Annotated in this window: 15 protein-coding genes and 4 pseudogenes; 9 read left to right on the forward strand and 10 right to left on the reverse strand. The window is 62.4% G+C overall.

The window, feature by feature from the left end; translation table 11 throughout:
• Positions 1-32: 32 nt before the first annotated feature.
• The 5 genes and pseudogenes from BVER_RS07430 to flhD all read right to left on the reverse strand — a co-directional run bounded on the left by BVER_RS07430 (position 33) and on the right by flhD (position 3,525).
• Entirely contained in the window at positions 33-416 is a 384-nt protein-coding gene (locus BVER_RS07430) for a response regulator (RefSeq protein WP_050452748.1), read from the reverse strand.
• A gap of 106 nt (positions 417-522) precedes the next feature.
• Complete coding sequence (motB, locus tag BVER_RS07435) at positions 523-1,530, reverse strand: flagellar motor protein MotB (protein WP_083452077.1); 1,008 nt, start codon at positions 1,528-1,530, stop codon at positions 523-525.
• A 47-nt stretch (positions 1,531-1,577) separates the two neighbouring features.
• Complete coding sequence (gene motA / locus BVER_RS07440) at positions 1,578-2,438, reverse strand: flagellar motor stator protein MotA (protein ID WP_050452749.1); 861 nt, start codon at positions 2,436-2,438, stop codon at positions 1,578-1,580.
• A 170-nt stretch (positions 2,439-2,608) separates the two neighbouring features.
• Entirely contained in the window at positions 2,609-3,154 is a 546-nt protein-coding gene (gene flhC, locus BVER_RS07445) for a flagellar transcriptional regulator FlhC (RefSeq protein ID WP_050452750.1), read from the reverse strand.
• Between the two features lie 48 nt (positions 3,155-3,202).
• Positions 3,203-3,525: pseudogene (flhD, locus tag BVER_RS07450) on the reverse strand (flagellar transcriptional regulator FlhD).
• A gap of 667 nt (positions 3,526-4,192) precedes the next feature.
• On the opposite strand from flhD, the gene BVER_RS07460 reads away from it, so the two are divergent.
• From BVER_RS07460 to BVER_RS29930, 3 genes and pseudogenes are all read left to right on the forward strand, one after another.
• Positions 4,193-5,257 (forward strand): glycosyltransferase family 4 protein, encoded by a 1,065-nt coding sequence (locus BVER_RS07460; protein WP_050452752.1) that lies wholly within the window; start codon positions 4,193-4,195, stop codon positions 5,255-5,257.
• 284 nt (positions 5,258-5,541) lie between these two features.
• Positions 5,542-6,243 carry an aquaporin Z gene (aqpZ, locus tag BVER_RS07465; RefSeq protein WP_050452753.1) on the forward strand — a complete coding sequence of 234 codons (702 nt, stop codon included), beginning with the start codon at positions 5,542-5,544 and terminating at the stop codon, positions 6,241-6,243.
• A 322-nt stretch (positions 6,244-6,565) separates the two neighbouring features.
• Positions 6,566-6,849 (forward strand): annotated as a pseudogene (locus tag BVER_RS29930) (hypothetical protein).
• A gap of 47 nt (positions 6,850-6,896) precedes the next feature.
• On the opposite strand, the gene BVER_RS07470 reads toward BVER_RS29930, so the two are convergent.
• The gene (locus BVER_RS07470) at positions 6,897-7,709 is read right to left on the reverse strand and encodes a Cof-type HAD-IIB family hydrolase (protein WP_050452754.1); all 813 of its coding nucleotides are present in this window, start codon (positions 7,707-7,709) and stop codon (positions 6,897-6,899) included.
• Between the two features lie 29 nt (positions 7,710-7,738).
• Entirely contained in the window at positions 7,739-8,638 is a 900-nt protein-coding gene (locus BVER_RS07475) for a glucosamine kinase nucleotide-binding domain-containing protein (protein ID WP_050452762.1), read from the reverse strand.
• A 153-nt stretch (positions 8,639-8,791) separates the two neighbouring features.
• Here BVER_RS07475 and BVER_RS07480 point away from each other — a divergent pair, with 153 nt between their 5' ends.
• The 4 genes and pseudogenes from BVER_RS07480 (at position 8,792) to BVER_RS07490 (ending at position 10,617) form a co-directional block, all read left to right on the forward strand.
• Entirely contained in the window at positions 8,792-9,400 is a 609-nt protein-coding gene (locus tag BVER_RS07480; protein ID WP_050452763.1) for a DNA-3-methyladenine glycosylase I, read from the forward strand.
• A gap of 10 nt (positions 9,401-9,410) precedes the next feature.
• Positions 9,411-9,635 carry a hypothetical protein gene (locus BVER_RS31265; RefSeq protein WP_157055956.1) on the forward strand — a complete coding sequence of 75 codons (225 nt, stop codon included), beginning with the start codon at positions 9,411-9,413 and terminating at the stop codon, positions 9,633-9,635.
• Positions 9,636-9,797: 162 nt separating this feature from the next.
• A pseudogene (locus BVER_RS07485) lies at positions 9,798-10,221 on the forward strand (hypothetical protein).
• Between the two features lie 18 nt (positions 10,222-10,239).
• Positions 10,240-10,617, forward strand: coding sequence for a hypothetical protein (locus BVER_RS07490; RefSeq protein WP_232316429.1), 378 nt, complete (start codon positions 10,240-10,242; stop codon positions 10,615-10,617).
• A gap of 111 nt (positions 10,618-10,728) precedes the next feature.
• Here the strand turns inward: BVER_RS07490 and rpsU are convergent, their stop codons facing one another.
• Together rpsU and BVER_RS07500 are read right to left on the reverse strand one after the other, a co-directional pair.
• Positions 10,729-10,941, reverse strand: coding sequence for a 30S ribosomal protein S21 (gene rpsU, locus BVER_RS07495; protein ID WP_050452756.1), 213 nt, complete (start codon positions 10,939-10,941; stop codon positions 10,729-10,731).
• Between the two features lie 346 nt (positions 10,942-11,287).
• Complete coding sequence (locus BVER_RS07500) at positions 11,288-12,238, reverse strand: aldo/keto reductase (protein WP_050452757.1); 951 nt, start codon at positions 12,236-12,238, stop codon at positions 11,288-11,290.
• Between the two features lie 191 nt (positions 12,239-12,429).
• Here BVER_RS07500 and BVER_RS07505 point away from each other — a divergent pair, with 191 nt between their 5' ends.
• Complete coding sequence (locus tag BVER_RS07505; protein ID WP_083452078.1) at positions 12,430-14,682, forward strand: tetratricopeptide repeat protein; 2,253 nt, start codon at positions 12,430-12,432, stop codon at positions 14,680-14,682.
• A 276-nt stretch (positions 14,683-14,958) separates the two neighbouring features.
• Positions 14,959-16,116, forward strand: a complete 1,158-nt coding sequence (locus BVER_RS07510; RefSeq protein ID WP_050452758.1) for a flagellin — start codon at positions 14,959-14,961, stop codon at positions 16,114-16,116.
• A 106-nt stretch (positions 16,117-16,222) separates the two neighbouring features.
• On the opposite strand, the pseudogene BVER_RS32420 reads toward BVER_RS07510, so the two are convergent.
• Positions 16,223-16,348: pseudogene (locus BVER_RS32420) on the reverse strand (IS5/IS1182 family transposase); the annotation flags it as partial.

The raw sequence follows: 16,348 nt of genomic DNA on the forward strand, positions 1-16,348 counted from the left end.
CACCGCGTTTCTGCTAGTTGCATGCGAGTTGTTCAGTGTGCCTGTTCCTGCGCGTCGGCCAGTGCCGCGACCACTTCGGTCAGCAGGTCCGGATCGAGGGGCTTTTCGATCCAGCCCGTGGCGCCCGCCGTGCGCGCCGCTTCCTTGAACGGCTCGCCGCTCTCGGTGGTCAGCACGAGAATCGGCGTCGCCTTGTAGGCGTGATTCGCGCGCAGCTCGCCGATCAGATCGAGACCGCATTTGCCGGGCATGTGCTGATCCGTCAGCACCAGATCGAAGCGCTCGGCCAGCGCCCACTCGAGGCCTTCGTTGCCGTCGCGGGCGACCGTCACTTCGTAACCCGCCGTGGTCAGCGTGGCGGAGAGGATTTGCCGCATGGCGGCGGAAGCGTCGATGGCCAGAATGTTCTTGATCATGGATGTGTGTGCGTCAGCTCTTGGTTTGTTGTCGGCGCAAACGGGCTGAGTCTTGAGCGCGAATTTGTAAGCACGCTTCCGGCGCAAGCTCGGCGGACAGGGTGACTCACTGCGTGAGCGCGGTACGGCTGAACGCGGGCATCTGGAACGCGATCGGCTTGATCGGTTTCATCTGCTGCATTGCGCCGCCGCCGTTGTCGATGGTCGCGGGCGCCGCGCCGTCGTCGCGCAGCATCGCGGCTTCGGCGCGATGATTGAGCACGATCACGCTGATGCGCCGGTTTTCCGGGTCCATCGGGTCCTTGCGGTTGAGGTTCTGCGTCGACGCGAGACCGAGCACGCGCAGCACCTTGGATTCGTCCATGCCGCCCGACACCAGCTCGCGCCGCGACGCATTCGCGCGATCCGCCGACAGTTCCCAGTTGCTGTAGCTCTTCTCGCCGCCCGCGTATTGCACGGCGTCGGTATGACCCTGCACGACGATGTTATTCGGCACGCCGTTCAACGTCTTGCCGATCTCGCGCAGGATGTCGCGCATGTACGGCTGCACGTTGTTGCTGGAGAGCGCGAACATCGGGCGCTTATGCGTATCGACGATTTCGATGCGCAAGCCCTGCTGCGTCGCCTCGATGCGAATCTGCTGCTTGAACTGGCGCAGCGTCGGATTGGCGTCGATGGCGGTCATCAGCTTGATCTGGAGATCGTGCAGACGCGCGTCTTCGCGGCGCTCGAGTTCGTCCTGCGCGGCCTTGAGCATTTCGTCGCTCTGCTGCTGCGAGGCGTGCTGCGCGAGTTGCGTCTTGCTGTCGGTACGGCGCGCGTCGCCCGGCTCTTCGCTGGCGATATCCCGTCCGCCGCCTTCGATGATGCTGTTGTCCATGCCGACGGTCTTGCCGTCGACCATCGCCGCCTTGAGCGGCATCTGGAAGTATTCGGCGATACCGCGACGCTGCACCGGCGACGTCGACGAGAGCAGCCACATCAGCAGGAAGAACGCCATCATCGCGGTCATGAAGTCCGCGTAGGCGAGCTTCCACGCGCCGCCGTGGTGGCCTTTAACCTTGCCGTTGACGACGCGCTTGATGAAGATCGGACGGTCTTTCTGGCCGCTCATGGCTTGAGCCTTATTCGACGCTGCGGGTGAGAACTTCGGACACGGCATCACTTCGCTTTTACGCGGCGGACGTGTTCTTCGAGTTCGGAGAACGACGGACGCTCGGTCGAGAACAGCACCTTGCGGCCGAATTCCACGGCGATCGACGGCGCGTAACCGTTGAGACTCGCGAGAATCGTCACCTTGATGCACTGGAACATCTTGGTCTGCTCGGCCAGGCGTTGTTCCGCCACGCCCGCGAGCGGGCCGATGAAACCGTACGAAAGCAGAATGCCGAGGAAGGTGCCGACCAGCGCCTGCGCGATCATTTCGCCGAGCACGGCGGGCGGCTGATCGGCGGAGGCCATCGTGTGCACGACGCCCATCACCGCCGCGACGATACCGAACGCGGGCATCGCGTCGCCGACCTTGTGCAGTGCCTGGGCCGGGGCTTCGCCTTCGACGTGATGCGTCTCGATTTCCTCGTCCATGAGGCTTTCGATTTCGAACGCGTTCATGTTGCCGCTGACCATCAGACGCAGGTAGTCGGTGAGGAACACGACGATTTCGTGGTCCGCGAGAATCTGGGGATACTGGTTGAAGACCGGGCTCTTGCTCAGATCCTCGATATCGGATTCGAGCGCGAGCGTGCCTTCCTTGCGCGCCTTGGCGAGCAGGACGTAGAGGAGCGCCATCAGCTCCATGTAGACGTCCTTGTTGTACTTGCCGCCCTTGAACAGGGTCGGAAGGACACGCAACGTCGCGAAGATAGTCTTCTTGTTGTTGCCGAGGATGAACGCGCCGACACCCGCGCCCGCGATCATGAGGATCTCGACGGGCTGCAGCAGCGCGCCAAGGTGGCCGCCTTCGAGCGCGTAACCGCCGAAAACGGACAACAATGTCACGAGCGATCCAACGAAAATCAGCACAGTCGATACCTCAGGAATTTGATGCGGGATGACCGCGGTTATGCTGGTTTACGGCACATGGACAAAAAACTTTGGGGGAGCTGTTCTAGACGCGCAAACGGTCAAACCCGCGCGGAGACTGGCTGCGACGCAACGGCGCAGCGCTTGGTATCGCCGTCTTTCGGCAGCTTTCAGGCCGCGATCGGGCGAATGCCGTCGGATGCAGGCGGCTTTTTGGTCTTGCCGGCGCGCGACGGCGGCTGGCACAAGCCGCACACGAAACCCGGCCGGAAGTCATAGGCATGCGCGACGAAACGTCCGCCGCAGCGCGTGCAGACGTTGGTCTGCAACATGCCCGAGTCGAAATAGCGCACCAGCGTCCAGGCGCGCGTGAGCGTGAGCACCGGCTCGTCGCCGTACAGCGCGATGTGCTCCAGATATAAACGGTAGCTTTTGACGATGACTTGAATCGTCGTCTGCTGGGCGATGCCGCCCGCCGCGTCCCGATGCTCGTCGATAAAGCGAAAAATCGCGTGAAACAGGGACGAATGGATATTCGGCTGCCACGTCATGAACCAGTCGGTCGAGAACGGCAGCATGCCTTTGGGCGGCGAGGCGCCCTTCAGCTCCTTGTAGAGCTTGATGAGACGATCGCGCGACAGGCTCGTTTCGGCTTCGAGCAGTTGCAGCCGCGCGCCCAGTTCGATCGCCAGGGTGATCTCGCGGACTTCCGCGATACGCTGCGCGTCGCCATCGGCAGGCGGGCCAAGATGGGCTGACGCCGCTCAGCCGATCTGTTCGACGGGCCCGTCCACCAGCAGAATCGCGGCGTGGGCGTGCGACAGCGCGGCGCTCTTGTCCTTGTCGGCGAGAGTCGCGGGATGGTGTGATCGTCGAAGCGGAAGCGGCACAGCAGATGGCTGGACGACGCCACCTTCACTGCCTGCGCGAGCGTGAGCGATGTCAGCACCTGCACGACCTGCTCCGACAGGCCGAGACGGTACATCGCCGTCACGCGGTCTTCCTGAAGCAGACGCTGCGCGAGCAGCAAGTACGACAGATTCACCTCGCGGATTTCCGCGAGCGTGCCCGTGTTACTGGTCGTCATTTTTTCCCCGAGTCGAATCGTGGCTGGTCAGGCCTTGCGGGAAACGTTTGCTCGGAGCCGCCTTGCATGCGCAAACGGCGAATCCGGTCCCGCTCGTAGAGTCGGTCCGATTGTCGGCGAAGTTTACTTGGCGAACCATCGGACAAACTCGCCGAGATCGCGACGGAAAAACGCGTATTCGCCTGTAGGAATATTTCTTACACGGCGATGCGCACAAGGGCGCACGGGCAGTCATGCGTTATCGGCCGCTATTCGTCTGACTTAATGGACGCGCTTGAAATTTTGCCCGTCGCGCGGGCGTATGCGCGGCGCGGATCGGTTGCGGGGCGGGCGTTCGAGGCCCAGGCCCGCGCATTGCTCATGCACCTCGCGGCGGCCGGTTTCCACGCTTCAGATGCGCTTTCATCGCCTGATTCGGTGCAACTTCTGACTTCGTAACAGCACATGTATCGCGCTGTAACAACGATAAGCGATTGAAAAATGACGTGAAATGCCACTCTCGATCCCGATAATAAGCAGTAGGGATAACCCGGTCGCGAACATTTCTGTTTTTTCCGGGCCGATCTCGGGCGGTGTCTCAACCACACGCGGCCCGCCCGAATGGCATTCTTAAGTGCTCGACCGGAGCGTGACTGCAATGCCCTGAACCAATAAGGAGAGTCACGTTATGCGAATCGCACAAATTGCACCGTTGTACGAAGCCGTCCCGCCGAAGTTCTACGGCGGCACCGAACGCGTCGTGTCGTATCTGACCGATGCCTTGGTCGACCTCGGCCACGATGTAACCTTGTTCGCGAGCGGCGATTCGCAAACCAAGGCCAACCTCGAAGCCGCCTGGCCGCGCGCCCTGCGTCTGGATCCGACGATCCGCGACGCGCTCGCGCCGCACATGCTGCTGCTCGAAGCCGTCCGCCGCCGCGCGCACGAATTCGACGTGCTGCACTTCCACCTCGACTACATGCCGTTCCCGCTGTTTACGCAGATGGACATGCCGTTCGTCACGACGCTGCACGGCCGTCTCGACCTGCCGGAACTGCAACCGATCTTCAACACGTTCACCAAGGCGAACGTGATCTCGATCTCGGACAACCAGCGCACGCCGCTGCCGCAGGCCAACTGGCTGAACACGGTCTATCACGGTTTGCCGCCGGATCTGCTGACGCCGCAGCCGCACAAGAAGCCGGAATATCTGGCGTTTCTGGGCCGTATCTGCCCGGAAAAGCGCGCCGACCTCGCGATCAAGATCGCCGCGCAAAGCGATCTGCCGCTGAAGATCGCCGCCAAGGTGGACAAGGTCGACCAGGAATACTTCAAGAGCACGATCGAGCCTCTGCTGTCGACGGCTGATGTCGAGTTCATCGGCGAGATCAACGAAGCGCAGAAGCCGGAATTCCTGTCGGGCGCCAAGGCGCTGCTTTTCCCGATCGACTGGAACGAGCCGTTCGGTCTGGTGATGATCGAAGCAATGGCCTGCGGCACGCCGGTTATCGCGTTCAATCGCGGTTCGGTGCCGGAAGTGATCGATCACGGCGTGACAGGCTTTATCTGCGAAGACGTGCCGGGTGCGATCGGCGCGCTGCATCGGATCGACGAACTCAACCGCACGGAAATCCGCGCGCAGTTCGAACGCCGCTTCAGCTCGCACGCGATGGCGAAGAACTACGTCGACAGCTATACCGCGATGCTGCAAGCCGCCAAGCGTCCGGTGCTGCGTCAAGTTGCGGTGGGCTAAGCTAAGCGCCCACTCGATTCACCGGTTGCACGAAAAGCCGCCCGATTTCCGGGCGGCTTTTTTACGTTTACGCGCTCCTCGCGCCGGTTGATTTCGATAAACGTAACGATGGCCTTCCAGCACAGGACAAATCCGAAGTTTTAGACAAATGGACGTGAATTAGCCACTAATCAACCTTTTTTGACAGATTTTCAACAGAACCGCCCTTAAACTACGCTCCGCAAGAGCAAAGGGTGTTCTTGTGTCACATCAACGGTTGGTCTCTATTTCACGTAGGCAGAATCATGCATTTGTCGAAGCGTCTCGGCGCTGAAATTTTCGGTACGTTCTGGCTGGTGCTTGGCGGTTGCGGAAGCGCCGTGCTCGCAGCGGCATTTCCCCATGTCGGCATCGGTCTGGCGGGCGTTTCGCTGGCCTTCGGCCTGACCGTGCTCACGATGGCTTACGCCATCGGTCACGTGTCCGGTTGCCATCTGAACCCGGCGGTCAGTATCGGTCTCGCGGCAGCGGGCCGCTTCCCGGTGCGCGATCTGGTGCCGTACATCGTCGCTCAGGTGATCGGCGCGACGCTCGGCGCATGGGTTCTGTCGCTGATCGCGACGGGCGCCCCCGGCTTCGATCTGGTCGCGAGCGGCTTCGCGGCGAACGGTTTCGGCGAGCATTCGCCGGGCAACTACACGCTGTGCGCGGCGCTGATCTGCGAAGTGGTGATGACGTTCTTCTTCCTGTTCGTGATCCTCGGCGCAACCGATGACCGCGCACCGAAGGGCTTCGCGCCGATCGCCATCGGCCTGTGCCTGACGCTGATCCACCTGATCTCGATTCCGGTCACCAACACTTCCGTGAACCCGGCGCGTTCGACGGGTCCGGCGCTGTTCGTCGGCGGCTGGGCGCTCGATCAGCTGTGGCTGTTCTGGATTGCGCCGATCATCGGTACGATCGTCGCCGGTCTGGTCTATCAGTGGATGACGCGCGAAAAGCACTAAGCTTCGCCGCGACTTCACAAGCAGCAACGAAAACGGACGCCTCGGCGTCCGTTTTTGCTTTGGCGCGTATCCGAACGATTAAACTGGCGCGACAAATGTAATGGCGAATTATGAAGCATGCTTATTAATTTCTCCGCACGCTCGTTTGCGATGCCATGAATTCTCTTGAAAGCCCCGCCGCATAAGGCTCGGCGCGCGCCGCGTCCGTCCACGACTCCCTTAACGCAACACTTGCACACCGTAACAAGTCGTCGAAGCCTGTAAGACGGCGGGCGCTTACATTGGACTCATGCGACACGCGTCGCTTTACAGGAGAACAATCATGAAGCGCATCGTTACCCACATGCTCGTTGCTGCCGGACTCGCCATTGGTGCGGTCGGTGTTGCCCAGGCTCACTCGGATGTGCATATCGGCGTTTCGCTCGGCGCGCCCGCCTACGCGGCCCCGGCGCCCGTTTATGTCCGTCCGGCGGCGCCGGTGTATCGCGAGCCGTACTGGCGTCATGACGCACCGCGCTGGCACGGCGACTATCGCCATGACTACGCCACTGGAACCGTGCCGGCTGGAACAACGGCAACCACAACGGTTGGGGCCATCGCGGATAAGGACACTGAATGTTTCGGGCCGTCGCTACCGGCGGCCCGAAGCCGCGTCAGTCCACTTTGAGATCGAACAGCTTGCGCAGTTGATGCGCGACACCCGCGTCGAAGTTGTTGCCGATGCGCGGCACGTTCGGCAGGCGCTTGATGAGATCGGGATTGGCGTTGTTCATCATGAACGGATGACCCGCCGTTTTCAGCAGATCGATGTCGTTCATGTTGTCGCCGAACGCGATGCAATGCGCGGTATCGGTATCCAGACGGTCGAGCACGAAACGCAGCGCCCGGCCCTTCGAGACATCCGACGTCATCACTTCCAGACAATCCGGCAGCGAATAGGTGACGTATAGCGAATCGCCGAATTCCCGCTCCAGATTGGCGGCCGTTTCTTTCAGATCGGCCGGATCGCCCACATACAGCACCTTCGCGATGTCTTGCCCGTCGTGCTCGCGCAGATCCATCACCTCGTACTTGAAGCCGGAATCCTGATGGAACACCAACAGTTCCGGCGCGTGACGGTCGATCAGCCATGCATCGTCGGCGAACAGATTGACGATCACGCGCCCGCTGCCGCCCGCCAGATCGGGCTGGACCAGCCGGCGCACGGCGGCTGGATCGAGATTGCGCGAATAGATGCACTCGTCGCCGGGTGCGTGCACGCGCGCGCCGTTCGAGGTGATCAGATACGCGTCGACGCCGAGCACGTCGCGGATGCCCGCCACGTCCTGATAATGCCGGCCCGTCGCGATGATGATCTGCACGCCGCGCGCGGCGAGCGTGCGGATGGTGTCGGCGGTGAAGGGATCGAGCGTGTGGTCGCTGTGCAGCAGCGTGCCGTCGAGATCAGTTGCGATGACCGAATACATGACTGCCTTGAAGTGTGGTGCGAAGCTGCTCATTCTAGCGCGCCCGTCCGCCGCGCCAGTTCGAGCGCGCCCGCGGCCGAATCGGCGCGTGGCGCACGCAGGCGTTCGCGCACGGCGAGCGGCACGAACGGCTCGAAAGGCGCGGCGAGACCGCCGCACAACGCAACCGGCAATCGGCCCGCCGGATCGAGCGCGGCGACCAGCATCGCGATTTCATCGCCTGCGTCGGCCAGCAGCTTGCGCGCGAACGGATGATCGCGGAAGTCGAACACGGTGGGCGCGAGCGTCGCGTAAGCCGTCTGGTTTGCCGCGCACAGCCAGACGACCAGACTGTCGCGATCCGTCGCGCCGGTGCGGGCGAGCAGTTCGCGCGACCAGGAATCGGCGGGAAGACGGCCGTCGAGCACGCGTTGCAGGTGGATGACCGCGCGCATGCCGAGCCACGCGCCGCTCGCTTCGTCGCCGCTCGGAAAGCCGTAGCCGCCGGAAATGCGGCACACGCCCTCAGCGTCGATCGACGCCGCGATGCTGCCGGTGCCGAGCGCGACGATCACGCCGGCCTCGCCGCCGTGCGCGCCGAGCACGGTGGTGTAGGCGTCGCTCTCGACGGACAGCGCGCGCACGTCCGGCGCGATATCCAGAAACGCCTTCAGCCAGTCCGCGTTGTTCACGCCGGCCAACCCGCAGCCGAGCGCGCAAGCGCGCCAGTCGAACGCGATGTTCGCGGCATCGAACGCGCGCGTGCAGGCCTCGCCGATGGCTTGCCACGCGCGCTCGACGCCGAGTCCGAGCCCGGACGGCCCGCCGCTCGCCCGCGCCAGTTCGACGCCCCTCGCGTCCGCGAGAATCACGCGCGTGCCGCTGCCGCCGCCGTCGATGCCGAGCAGAAAGCCGCCCGCCGAAGTATGGGAATGGTTCGAAATAGTCATGGCCGCAAGCTTACCGGCCGCGACGTCGCGCGCCAATCAGCCGAATGGCATAGGCAAAACGGCATCTGTCCGCGCGGCCTATGCCGTTCGGCAGAGGTGGCGTCGACGCGGCATTCCGCTATGCTTGGCGCGATCCGAAACCGGGAATCCGCGATGACAGACTCCGAAGCCACCCGCTGCGCCTGGGCCACCGGCGACGCGATGATCCACTACCACGACACCGAATGGGGCGTGCCGTCGCACGACGACCGGCATCTGTTCGAAATGCTCGTGCTGGAGGGCGCGCAAGCCGGCCTGTCGTGGTCGACCATTCTGAACAAGCGCGACGGCTATCGCCTGCTGTTCAAGGGTTTCGATATCGACAAGGTGGCGCGCTTCACGGAGAAGGACATCGAGCGAATCGTCGGCGATGCGCGCGTCGTGCGCAATCGCGCCAAGATCGCCTCGGCCGTGCTGAATGCGCAGGCGGTCCAGCGCATTCAGGAGGAGCATGGCTCGTTCGCCGATTTCGTGTGGTCGTTCGTCGGCGGCGCGACCATCGACACCCCGCGCGATGCGAAGAATCCCACGCCCGCATCGACAGCCGAATCCGACGCGCTATCCAAGGCTCTCAAGCAATACGGCTGCAAGTTCGTCGGCACGACCATCTGCTATGCGTTCATGCAGGCGACCGGCATGGTCAACGATCACGCCGCCACCTGCTCGGCGCGCGTGAAGCGTCGCGCGAAACAGAAAAAATCGCAGGCCAGGGCAACGACTTAAGCGCGCTCCGATGCGAAAGATTTCTGCTTTTTGGCAACATCCGGGAGTGCAAATGCCGCTGTCTAGGGAAAATCCTGATGGCTCGGCTTCTTTTTGCAGTGAAGCACGCGTAAATCACTGTAAGATAAGGGTTTTCGATGCTTCTATCGCACTGCACAATCGTGCGGTTCATGTAAAAATGGCGTCCTTGCGTGCGCTGCCGCACCTTTTTACCGAGCCAAACCGTTATAACTGACGGCAATGGGCCGTAAACAAGGATGTGGGCAACGTCGCTCGCGCAGGGACGCAGCATTGCCGGGCATCCGGGACGGGAAAAACCAGCGTGCTCGAAAGCAAGTGCCGGGTTGCTCGAAAACTTAACGCATGGCCGCTGCGCAGGGGCGCAGGGGGGAACATCATGAAAAGCCTGAACTTCCTGACGCATCAGGAGATCTTCGATAACGCCGTCCAGCATCTCTTCGGTTAGGGGCAAGCCGCTCTGCTGCCGCACGGCGGCGGCGCTTACCGCGGATACTGCGGCGGCTGCCCGATCGGCAGTTTCATCAAGCCGCGCGATTACGTGACGGCGATGGAAGGCGTGCCCATCCGCTTCATCAGCAAGGCGCCGGATCTGGTGCCGGCCTATATGGATGTCGGTGTCGTGGCGCTCAAGCGCGCCCTGCTGCGCGCGCATCAACGTGTTCGATCCCAATACCGTCGAGCTGCTCTCGTGCCTGCAGAACGTGCACGACGTGTTCGGCAAATGGGAATGGCGCGAACGTCTTTCGTCGATCGCGCGTCAATTTGGCTTGTCGGCCGCCCTTCTCAAGACGGCCGCCTGAGTTTTTGCGAGTGCTGTGATGTTGAGCCCTATCACGATGTTGAGCCCGAAGGACATCTACGAACGCGTACGCGGCCATTTGCTGGCGCAAAACGCGGTGTCGGAGGATGACAACGGTTCGTGCCGTCTGCGCAGCGCGGAAGGCCGCAAATGCGCCATCGGTTCGCTGGTGCGCGACGAGGTGTACGACACGGCGCTCGAAGGCGTCGGCATTTCGTACTATCGCCACGCGCACGACGGCGAGCTGCTGCGCGCGCTGTACGCGTCGAACGTCAATGCCTACGATCCGAACGTGATCGATCTGCTGATCGAACTCGAACAGATTCACGACGACGCCGGCGTCGAGGAATGGCCGAATCTGCTGTCCGCGCTCGGCCGACGCCACGCGTTCTGCTGAAACACGCGGCAAAAACACGCCGCAAGAAGCGAAACGGCGGTGCGCCCTCACGGGTCGCACCGCCGTTTTGCCTTGAGCGAGCCGGAAGTTTCCGGCCCGCGCGAAGACGCTTTAGTGCATCTTCTTCGGCAGCATCTGGCTACGCAGACGCTTGCGCAGACGCGAGACAGCGGCTGCCTTCTTGCGCTTGCGTGCCGTGGTCGACTTTTCGTACGACTGGCGCTCGCGGAGTTCCACGATCAGGCCATTCTTCTCGATTGTGCGACGGAAGCGACGAATCGCGACGTCGAACGGCTCGTTTTCTTTGAGGGTGATAGTGGTCATGACAATCCTGATTTGCTAAACGTATTTCTAACTGCGCGATGCTTCAAACGCCGCGCGCCGGCACTCCGATCGTCCGCCGGATGTTGGATATCGAGGCGGACACGAGCAAAGCGGCCACGGAGGCCGGAAAAGAGAGAGTTGGGATTCGACCGCCGGGGGCGGCGTGCGCGCCTTGAAAACACCAGAGCGCGCAACTCGGAGCCGTTCTTCGCTGTGCTTTGACGTTGTCATTTTCAGCGTCGAAGGCAAGAAATCAGACACATTTCTCGATTCGGGCGCGATTTTACCAGAACACCGCGCCCGCGCCAAGCCCCTGTGAGCGGTCCAACTCCTTGATGCAACAGATTTATTTCTGCCAGGCGCTGGCGTCGTCGAGCGCCTGGACGTCGTCGCCCGACAGCGTGAGGCGCGTGGCGGCGGCCAGACTCTCCAGTTGCTTGACCGACGTGGCGCTCGCGATCGGCGCGGTCACGCTCGGACGTGCGATCAGCCACGCCAGCGCGACGGTCGCGGGCGTCGTGTCGTTGCCGCGGGCGACTTCGTCGAGCGCGTCGAGAATCTTCAGGCCGCGCGCGTTCAGATACGTCTCCACGCGCGAACCGCGCGCCTTGCCCTGCACGTCGGCCTTCGCGCGATATTTGCCCGACAGGAAGCCGCTCGCCAGCGCGTAATACGGCACGACCGCAATCTTGTGCGCCTCCGCGACGGGCTCGAGATCGTTCTCGTAGCCTTCGCGATCGTAGAGGTTGTACTCCGGCTGAAGGATCTGATACGCGGGCAAGCCGCTTTCCTTCGACACTTTCAGCGCCTCGTCGAGCCGCGCGCCCGTGTAGTTCGACGCGCCGATCACGCGCACCTTGCCCGCCTTGATGAGCTTCTGATATGCCTCGAGCGTCTCGGCGAACGGCGTTGCCTCGTCGTCGTGATGGGAGAAATAGACGTCGATGTAATCGGTTTTCAGGCGGCGCAGCGAGTCGTCCACCGCCGCCGCGATATTCGCCGCCGACAGCCCGGGGCGCGTGGCGAGCTTCGCCACCTTGGTCGCCAGCACGATCTTGTCGCGCTTGCCGCTTTCCTTGAACCACTTGCCGATGATCGTCTCCGATTCGCCGCCCTGATGCCCGTCGATCCAAGCCGAATACACGTCGGCGGTATCGATGAAGTTCAGGCCGTGATCGACGAAGGCATCGAGGATCGAGAACGAGGTGCGCTCGTCGGCCGTCCAGCCGAACACGTTGCCGCCGAAGACGAGCGGCGCGACTTTCAGGTCCGACGTACCGATGGTGCGGGTGTGCATGAAATCTCCGGATCGCGAGTCTCGCGAGTCAATAGGGACAGAAAAGCATACGCGCGATCGCCGACGCCCGCTCGCGCCGCCCGTCTGCTGCTAAATCGTCCGATTTGAGCGGGTTTTTCCCGCCAGTTCCGGCCATCGCCGGCGAGGGGTCGCCTTGATAATCCGTTCAACCCAAAGCAAACGCCGCAAATATGACCCAGCCCAATGCACCGGCACCCCATGCACCGGAACCGTTTGGAATCGTCGCCCTCGACGCCGAGCAGCAATTCCAGGCCGACATCGAGAGCGTGTTGCAAGCCGCGCTAGAGAAGCATCGCGCATTCGAGCTGCACGAAGCCGAGCCGCTGTATCGGCTGGTTCTCGACGCGAGTCCTCATCACACGGAAGCGAATTACCATCTGGGACTGCTGATGATTCAGCGCGGCCAGTTCGATGCCGCCGCGCTGCGCTTCGAAGCCGCGATCGGCGCGAATCCTTCGCGTCATCTGTACTGGGCGAATTACGTCGATGCCCTCACGCGCAGCGGCCAGGTCGCCGCCGCGAAGCTCGTGCTCGAACTGGCGGTTTCGCAAGGCATGAACGGGCCGGGCGTCGCCGCGCTGACCGGACAACTGGACGCCGCGACGCAACTGCGCGAAGGCGACGGCACCGCCGACAGCCGCGCCAAGCTGCCGCCGCGCGACGAACGCGAACTGGAAACGCTCTACGCCGCGCGCCGCTACGCGGAAACCATCGCGCTCGCGGAAAAGATGACGCACAAGTATCCGAAGGCCGAGATGAGCTGGGCTTATCTGGGCGTCGCGCAGTTCAGCTATATGAAGCTGCCGGAAGCGATCGGTTCGCTGCGCCGGTCGCTGGAACTGAATCCGCTTAACCTCGAAATCCGCCGCGCGCTCGCCGATGCGCTGCGCCTGACCGATCGCTTCTTCGAAGCGGAAGCGGAATGCCGTCGCATCATCGAGATCGACGACAGGCATCCGGAGGCGTATCGCGTGCTCGGATTGGTGCTGTGCGGTCTCACGCGTCTCGACGATGCGCAGGCCGTGTGCCGCCGCGCCATCGAACTCGCGCCGCGTTCGCATCAGGCGCATCACACGCTGGGCGTCGTCTTGATGGAGCTGACGCAGTTCGACGCGGCCGAGGAACATTGCCGTCGCGCGCTGGAATTGCTGCCGTCGGATAAATACGCGCATCAGAATTTGCTGTTCTGTCTGTCGCACAAGGAATCGGTCGACCGGCGTGCGTACTTCGAGCAGCATCTGGCTTACGCCGAGCACTGCGAGAAGCCGTTTCGCGCGCAATGGAAGAAGCACGCCAATTCGCGCGATCCCGAGCGTTGCATTCGCGTGGGTTTCGTGTCGGCGGATTTCAACCAGCATCCGGTCGCGAATTTCATCGAGCCGATCTTCCGCTTTTTCGCGAACGATCCCGGCCTGTCGGTTCACGCGTACTACAACCGCAATTTCACCGACGACATGACGCGCAAGCTGCGTTCGCTCGTCGCCAACTGGCACGACGTGCCCGGCCTGACCGATGCCGATCTCGCCGACCAGATTCGCGCGGACGGGATCGACGTGCTGATCGATCTGACGGGACACACCGCGCACAATCGTCTGGAAACGTTCGCGCGCAAGCCAGCGCCGGTCCAGGCGACCTGGATGGGTTATCTCGGCACGACCGGCATGACGTCGATGGACTATTACATCGCCGACCGCTTTTACGTGCCGGAGCACCAGATCGAAGGCCAGTTCGTCGAAAAGCTCGCGTATCTGCCCGCCTTCGCGCCGTTCGAGCCGGCGAGCGTGTCGCCGGCGCTCAATGCGCTGCCCGCGCTGAGCCGCGGTCATCTCACCTTCGGCAGTTTCAACCGCTTCAACAAGCTGCGTCCGCAGACCGTCGCGCTGTGGTCGGAACTGCTGCGCGCGCTGCCGGACGCCCGCATGCTGATCGCGGGCGTGCCGCACGACGACAGTTATCTCGTCGTGCGCGACTGGTTCGCGCAGGCCGGCATCGGCACGGAGCGGATCGAGTTTCGTCAGCGCGCGTCGCTGGAAGGATTACTCGCCCATCACCTCGATGCCGATATCGCGCTCGACACCTTCCCGTACGCGGGCGGCGTCACGACGCTGCAATCGCTGTGGATGGGCGTGCCGACGCTGACGATGCCCGGCGATCTGATCGCCAGCCGCGGCAGCACCTCGGTGATGTCGCTCGCGGGCCTGACGGATTTCGTCGCGACCGATCGCGCGGATTTCGTGGCGCGCGGCGTGGCATGGGCCGGCAAGCTGAACGAACTGGCGCAAATCAGAAGCGGCATGCGCGAGCGCTGCATGCACTCGCCGTTTTTCGAACAGGACACGGTCGCCGCGGGACTTTCCCGGGGCATCCGCAAGATGTGGCAACGCTGGTGCGCCGGTGGCGCGCCGGCCACCTTCGACGCCTGAGAGGCGCCGTCAGCCGCATTTTTCAAAGAAAAATCGGCCTCGTGCAGCGACGAACATCGTGAAACGAGGCCTTTTTACGGGGAGCATCGGGCGCCGAGGCCTGCCAGATACGACTCCCGAACATTTCTCAGGGGATTTCGAAGCGAAACCTAAAGTTTGCTTAGCACGGGCCGCTAACCTAAACAAGCGGCCAAACAAACAAATGACGGACGCTTCCGCCAAATCGACGGCGCTATCAACTGAGATATATACGCCAGGCCTCATCGGAGAAACATCATGATCGGTATCAACAGCAACATCAACTCGCTGGTCGCGCAGCAAAACCTGAACAACACTCAGAGCGCGCTGTCGTCGGCAATCACCCGCCTGTCGTCGGGCAAGCGCATCAACAGCGCAGCTGACGATGCAGCCGGCCTCGCGATCTCGACGCGTATGACCACGCAGATCAACGGCCTGAACCAGTCCGTGTCGAACGCGAACGACGCAGTGTCGATGCTCCAGACGGCTTCCAGCGGTCTGTCGCAAATCACCGACAACCTGCAACGTATTCGCCAGCTGGCAGTGCAAGCTTCGACGGGCTCGATGTCCTCGTCGGACCAGGCAGCACTCCAGAAGGAAGTTTCGCAGCGTATCGCTGAAGTGAACCGTATCTCGTCGCAAACGACGTACAACGGCACGAACGTGCTCGACGGCTCGGCTGGCGTCAAGTCGTTCCAGATCGGCGCGAACGTCGGTCAGTCGATCAACGTCGATCTGTCGTCCAGCATGTCGGCCGACAAGGTCGGTGGCGGCACGAACGTGGCGAAGGGCTCGCTCCTCGGCACCGTCGACGTCGCACTGGATTCGAGCGGCGCAGCATGGTCGTCGTCGAGCACGGGCGCTGAAACGACCAGCATCAACGTCTACGCAGACGGCGCTGGCGGCTTCACGTTCAAGGATCAGAACGGTACGGATGCAACGACCCAAGCCGGCGCGTTCTTCGGTTCGACGGCAACGGCTGCAGGCACGGGTACGGCTTCCACGCCGGCATTCACGTCGCTGTCGGCTGGTGGTTCGGGTGTGTCGGCTACGACCGGCCAATCGACCGAAATCGCCGCGATCAACGCGAACAACAAGCCGCCGAAGGTTGCGCAGATCGACATCAGCACGACCAACGGTGCAACGGCTGCGATCGAATCGATCGACGACGCGCTGACGAACGTGAACAACCTGCAAGCAAGCATCGGCGCGGCACAAAACCGCTTCAGCTCGGTTGCCGCCACGCAGACGGCTCAGTCGACCAACCTGTCGTCCGCTCAGTCGCAGATCACCGACGCGAACTTCGCGCAGGAAACCGCGAATCTGTCGAAGGCTCAGGTTCTGCAACAAGCTGGTATCTCGGTGCTGGCTCAAGCGAACTCGATGCCCCAGCAAGTTCTGAAGCTCCTCGGCTAAGCATCAAGGCTAGAGCGGCAAGCGGCGCGCAGAGACAGGAAAGATCGTCATGCGCGCCGTCAGCAACGAAGCAAAGCAGCGATAAAAGCAGTGCACGCACCGGGAGCTAGGTCCTGTTCACATTTAAGAGCGGCCCGAAGGCAGACACGATGGAGACAAAGGTGAGGTAGCTGTGGGCGAGTTTGTCATATCGAGTGGCGACGCGACGAAAATGCTTGATACGCTTAAAGAA

It is taken from the genome of Candidatus Burkholderia verschuerenii, from assembly GCF_001189365.1.
Lineage (GTDB): Bacteria > Pseudomonadota > Gammaproteobacteria > Burkholderiales > Burkholderiaceae > Caballeronia > Caballeronia verschuerenii.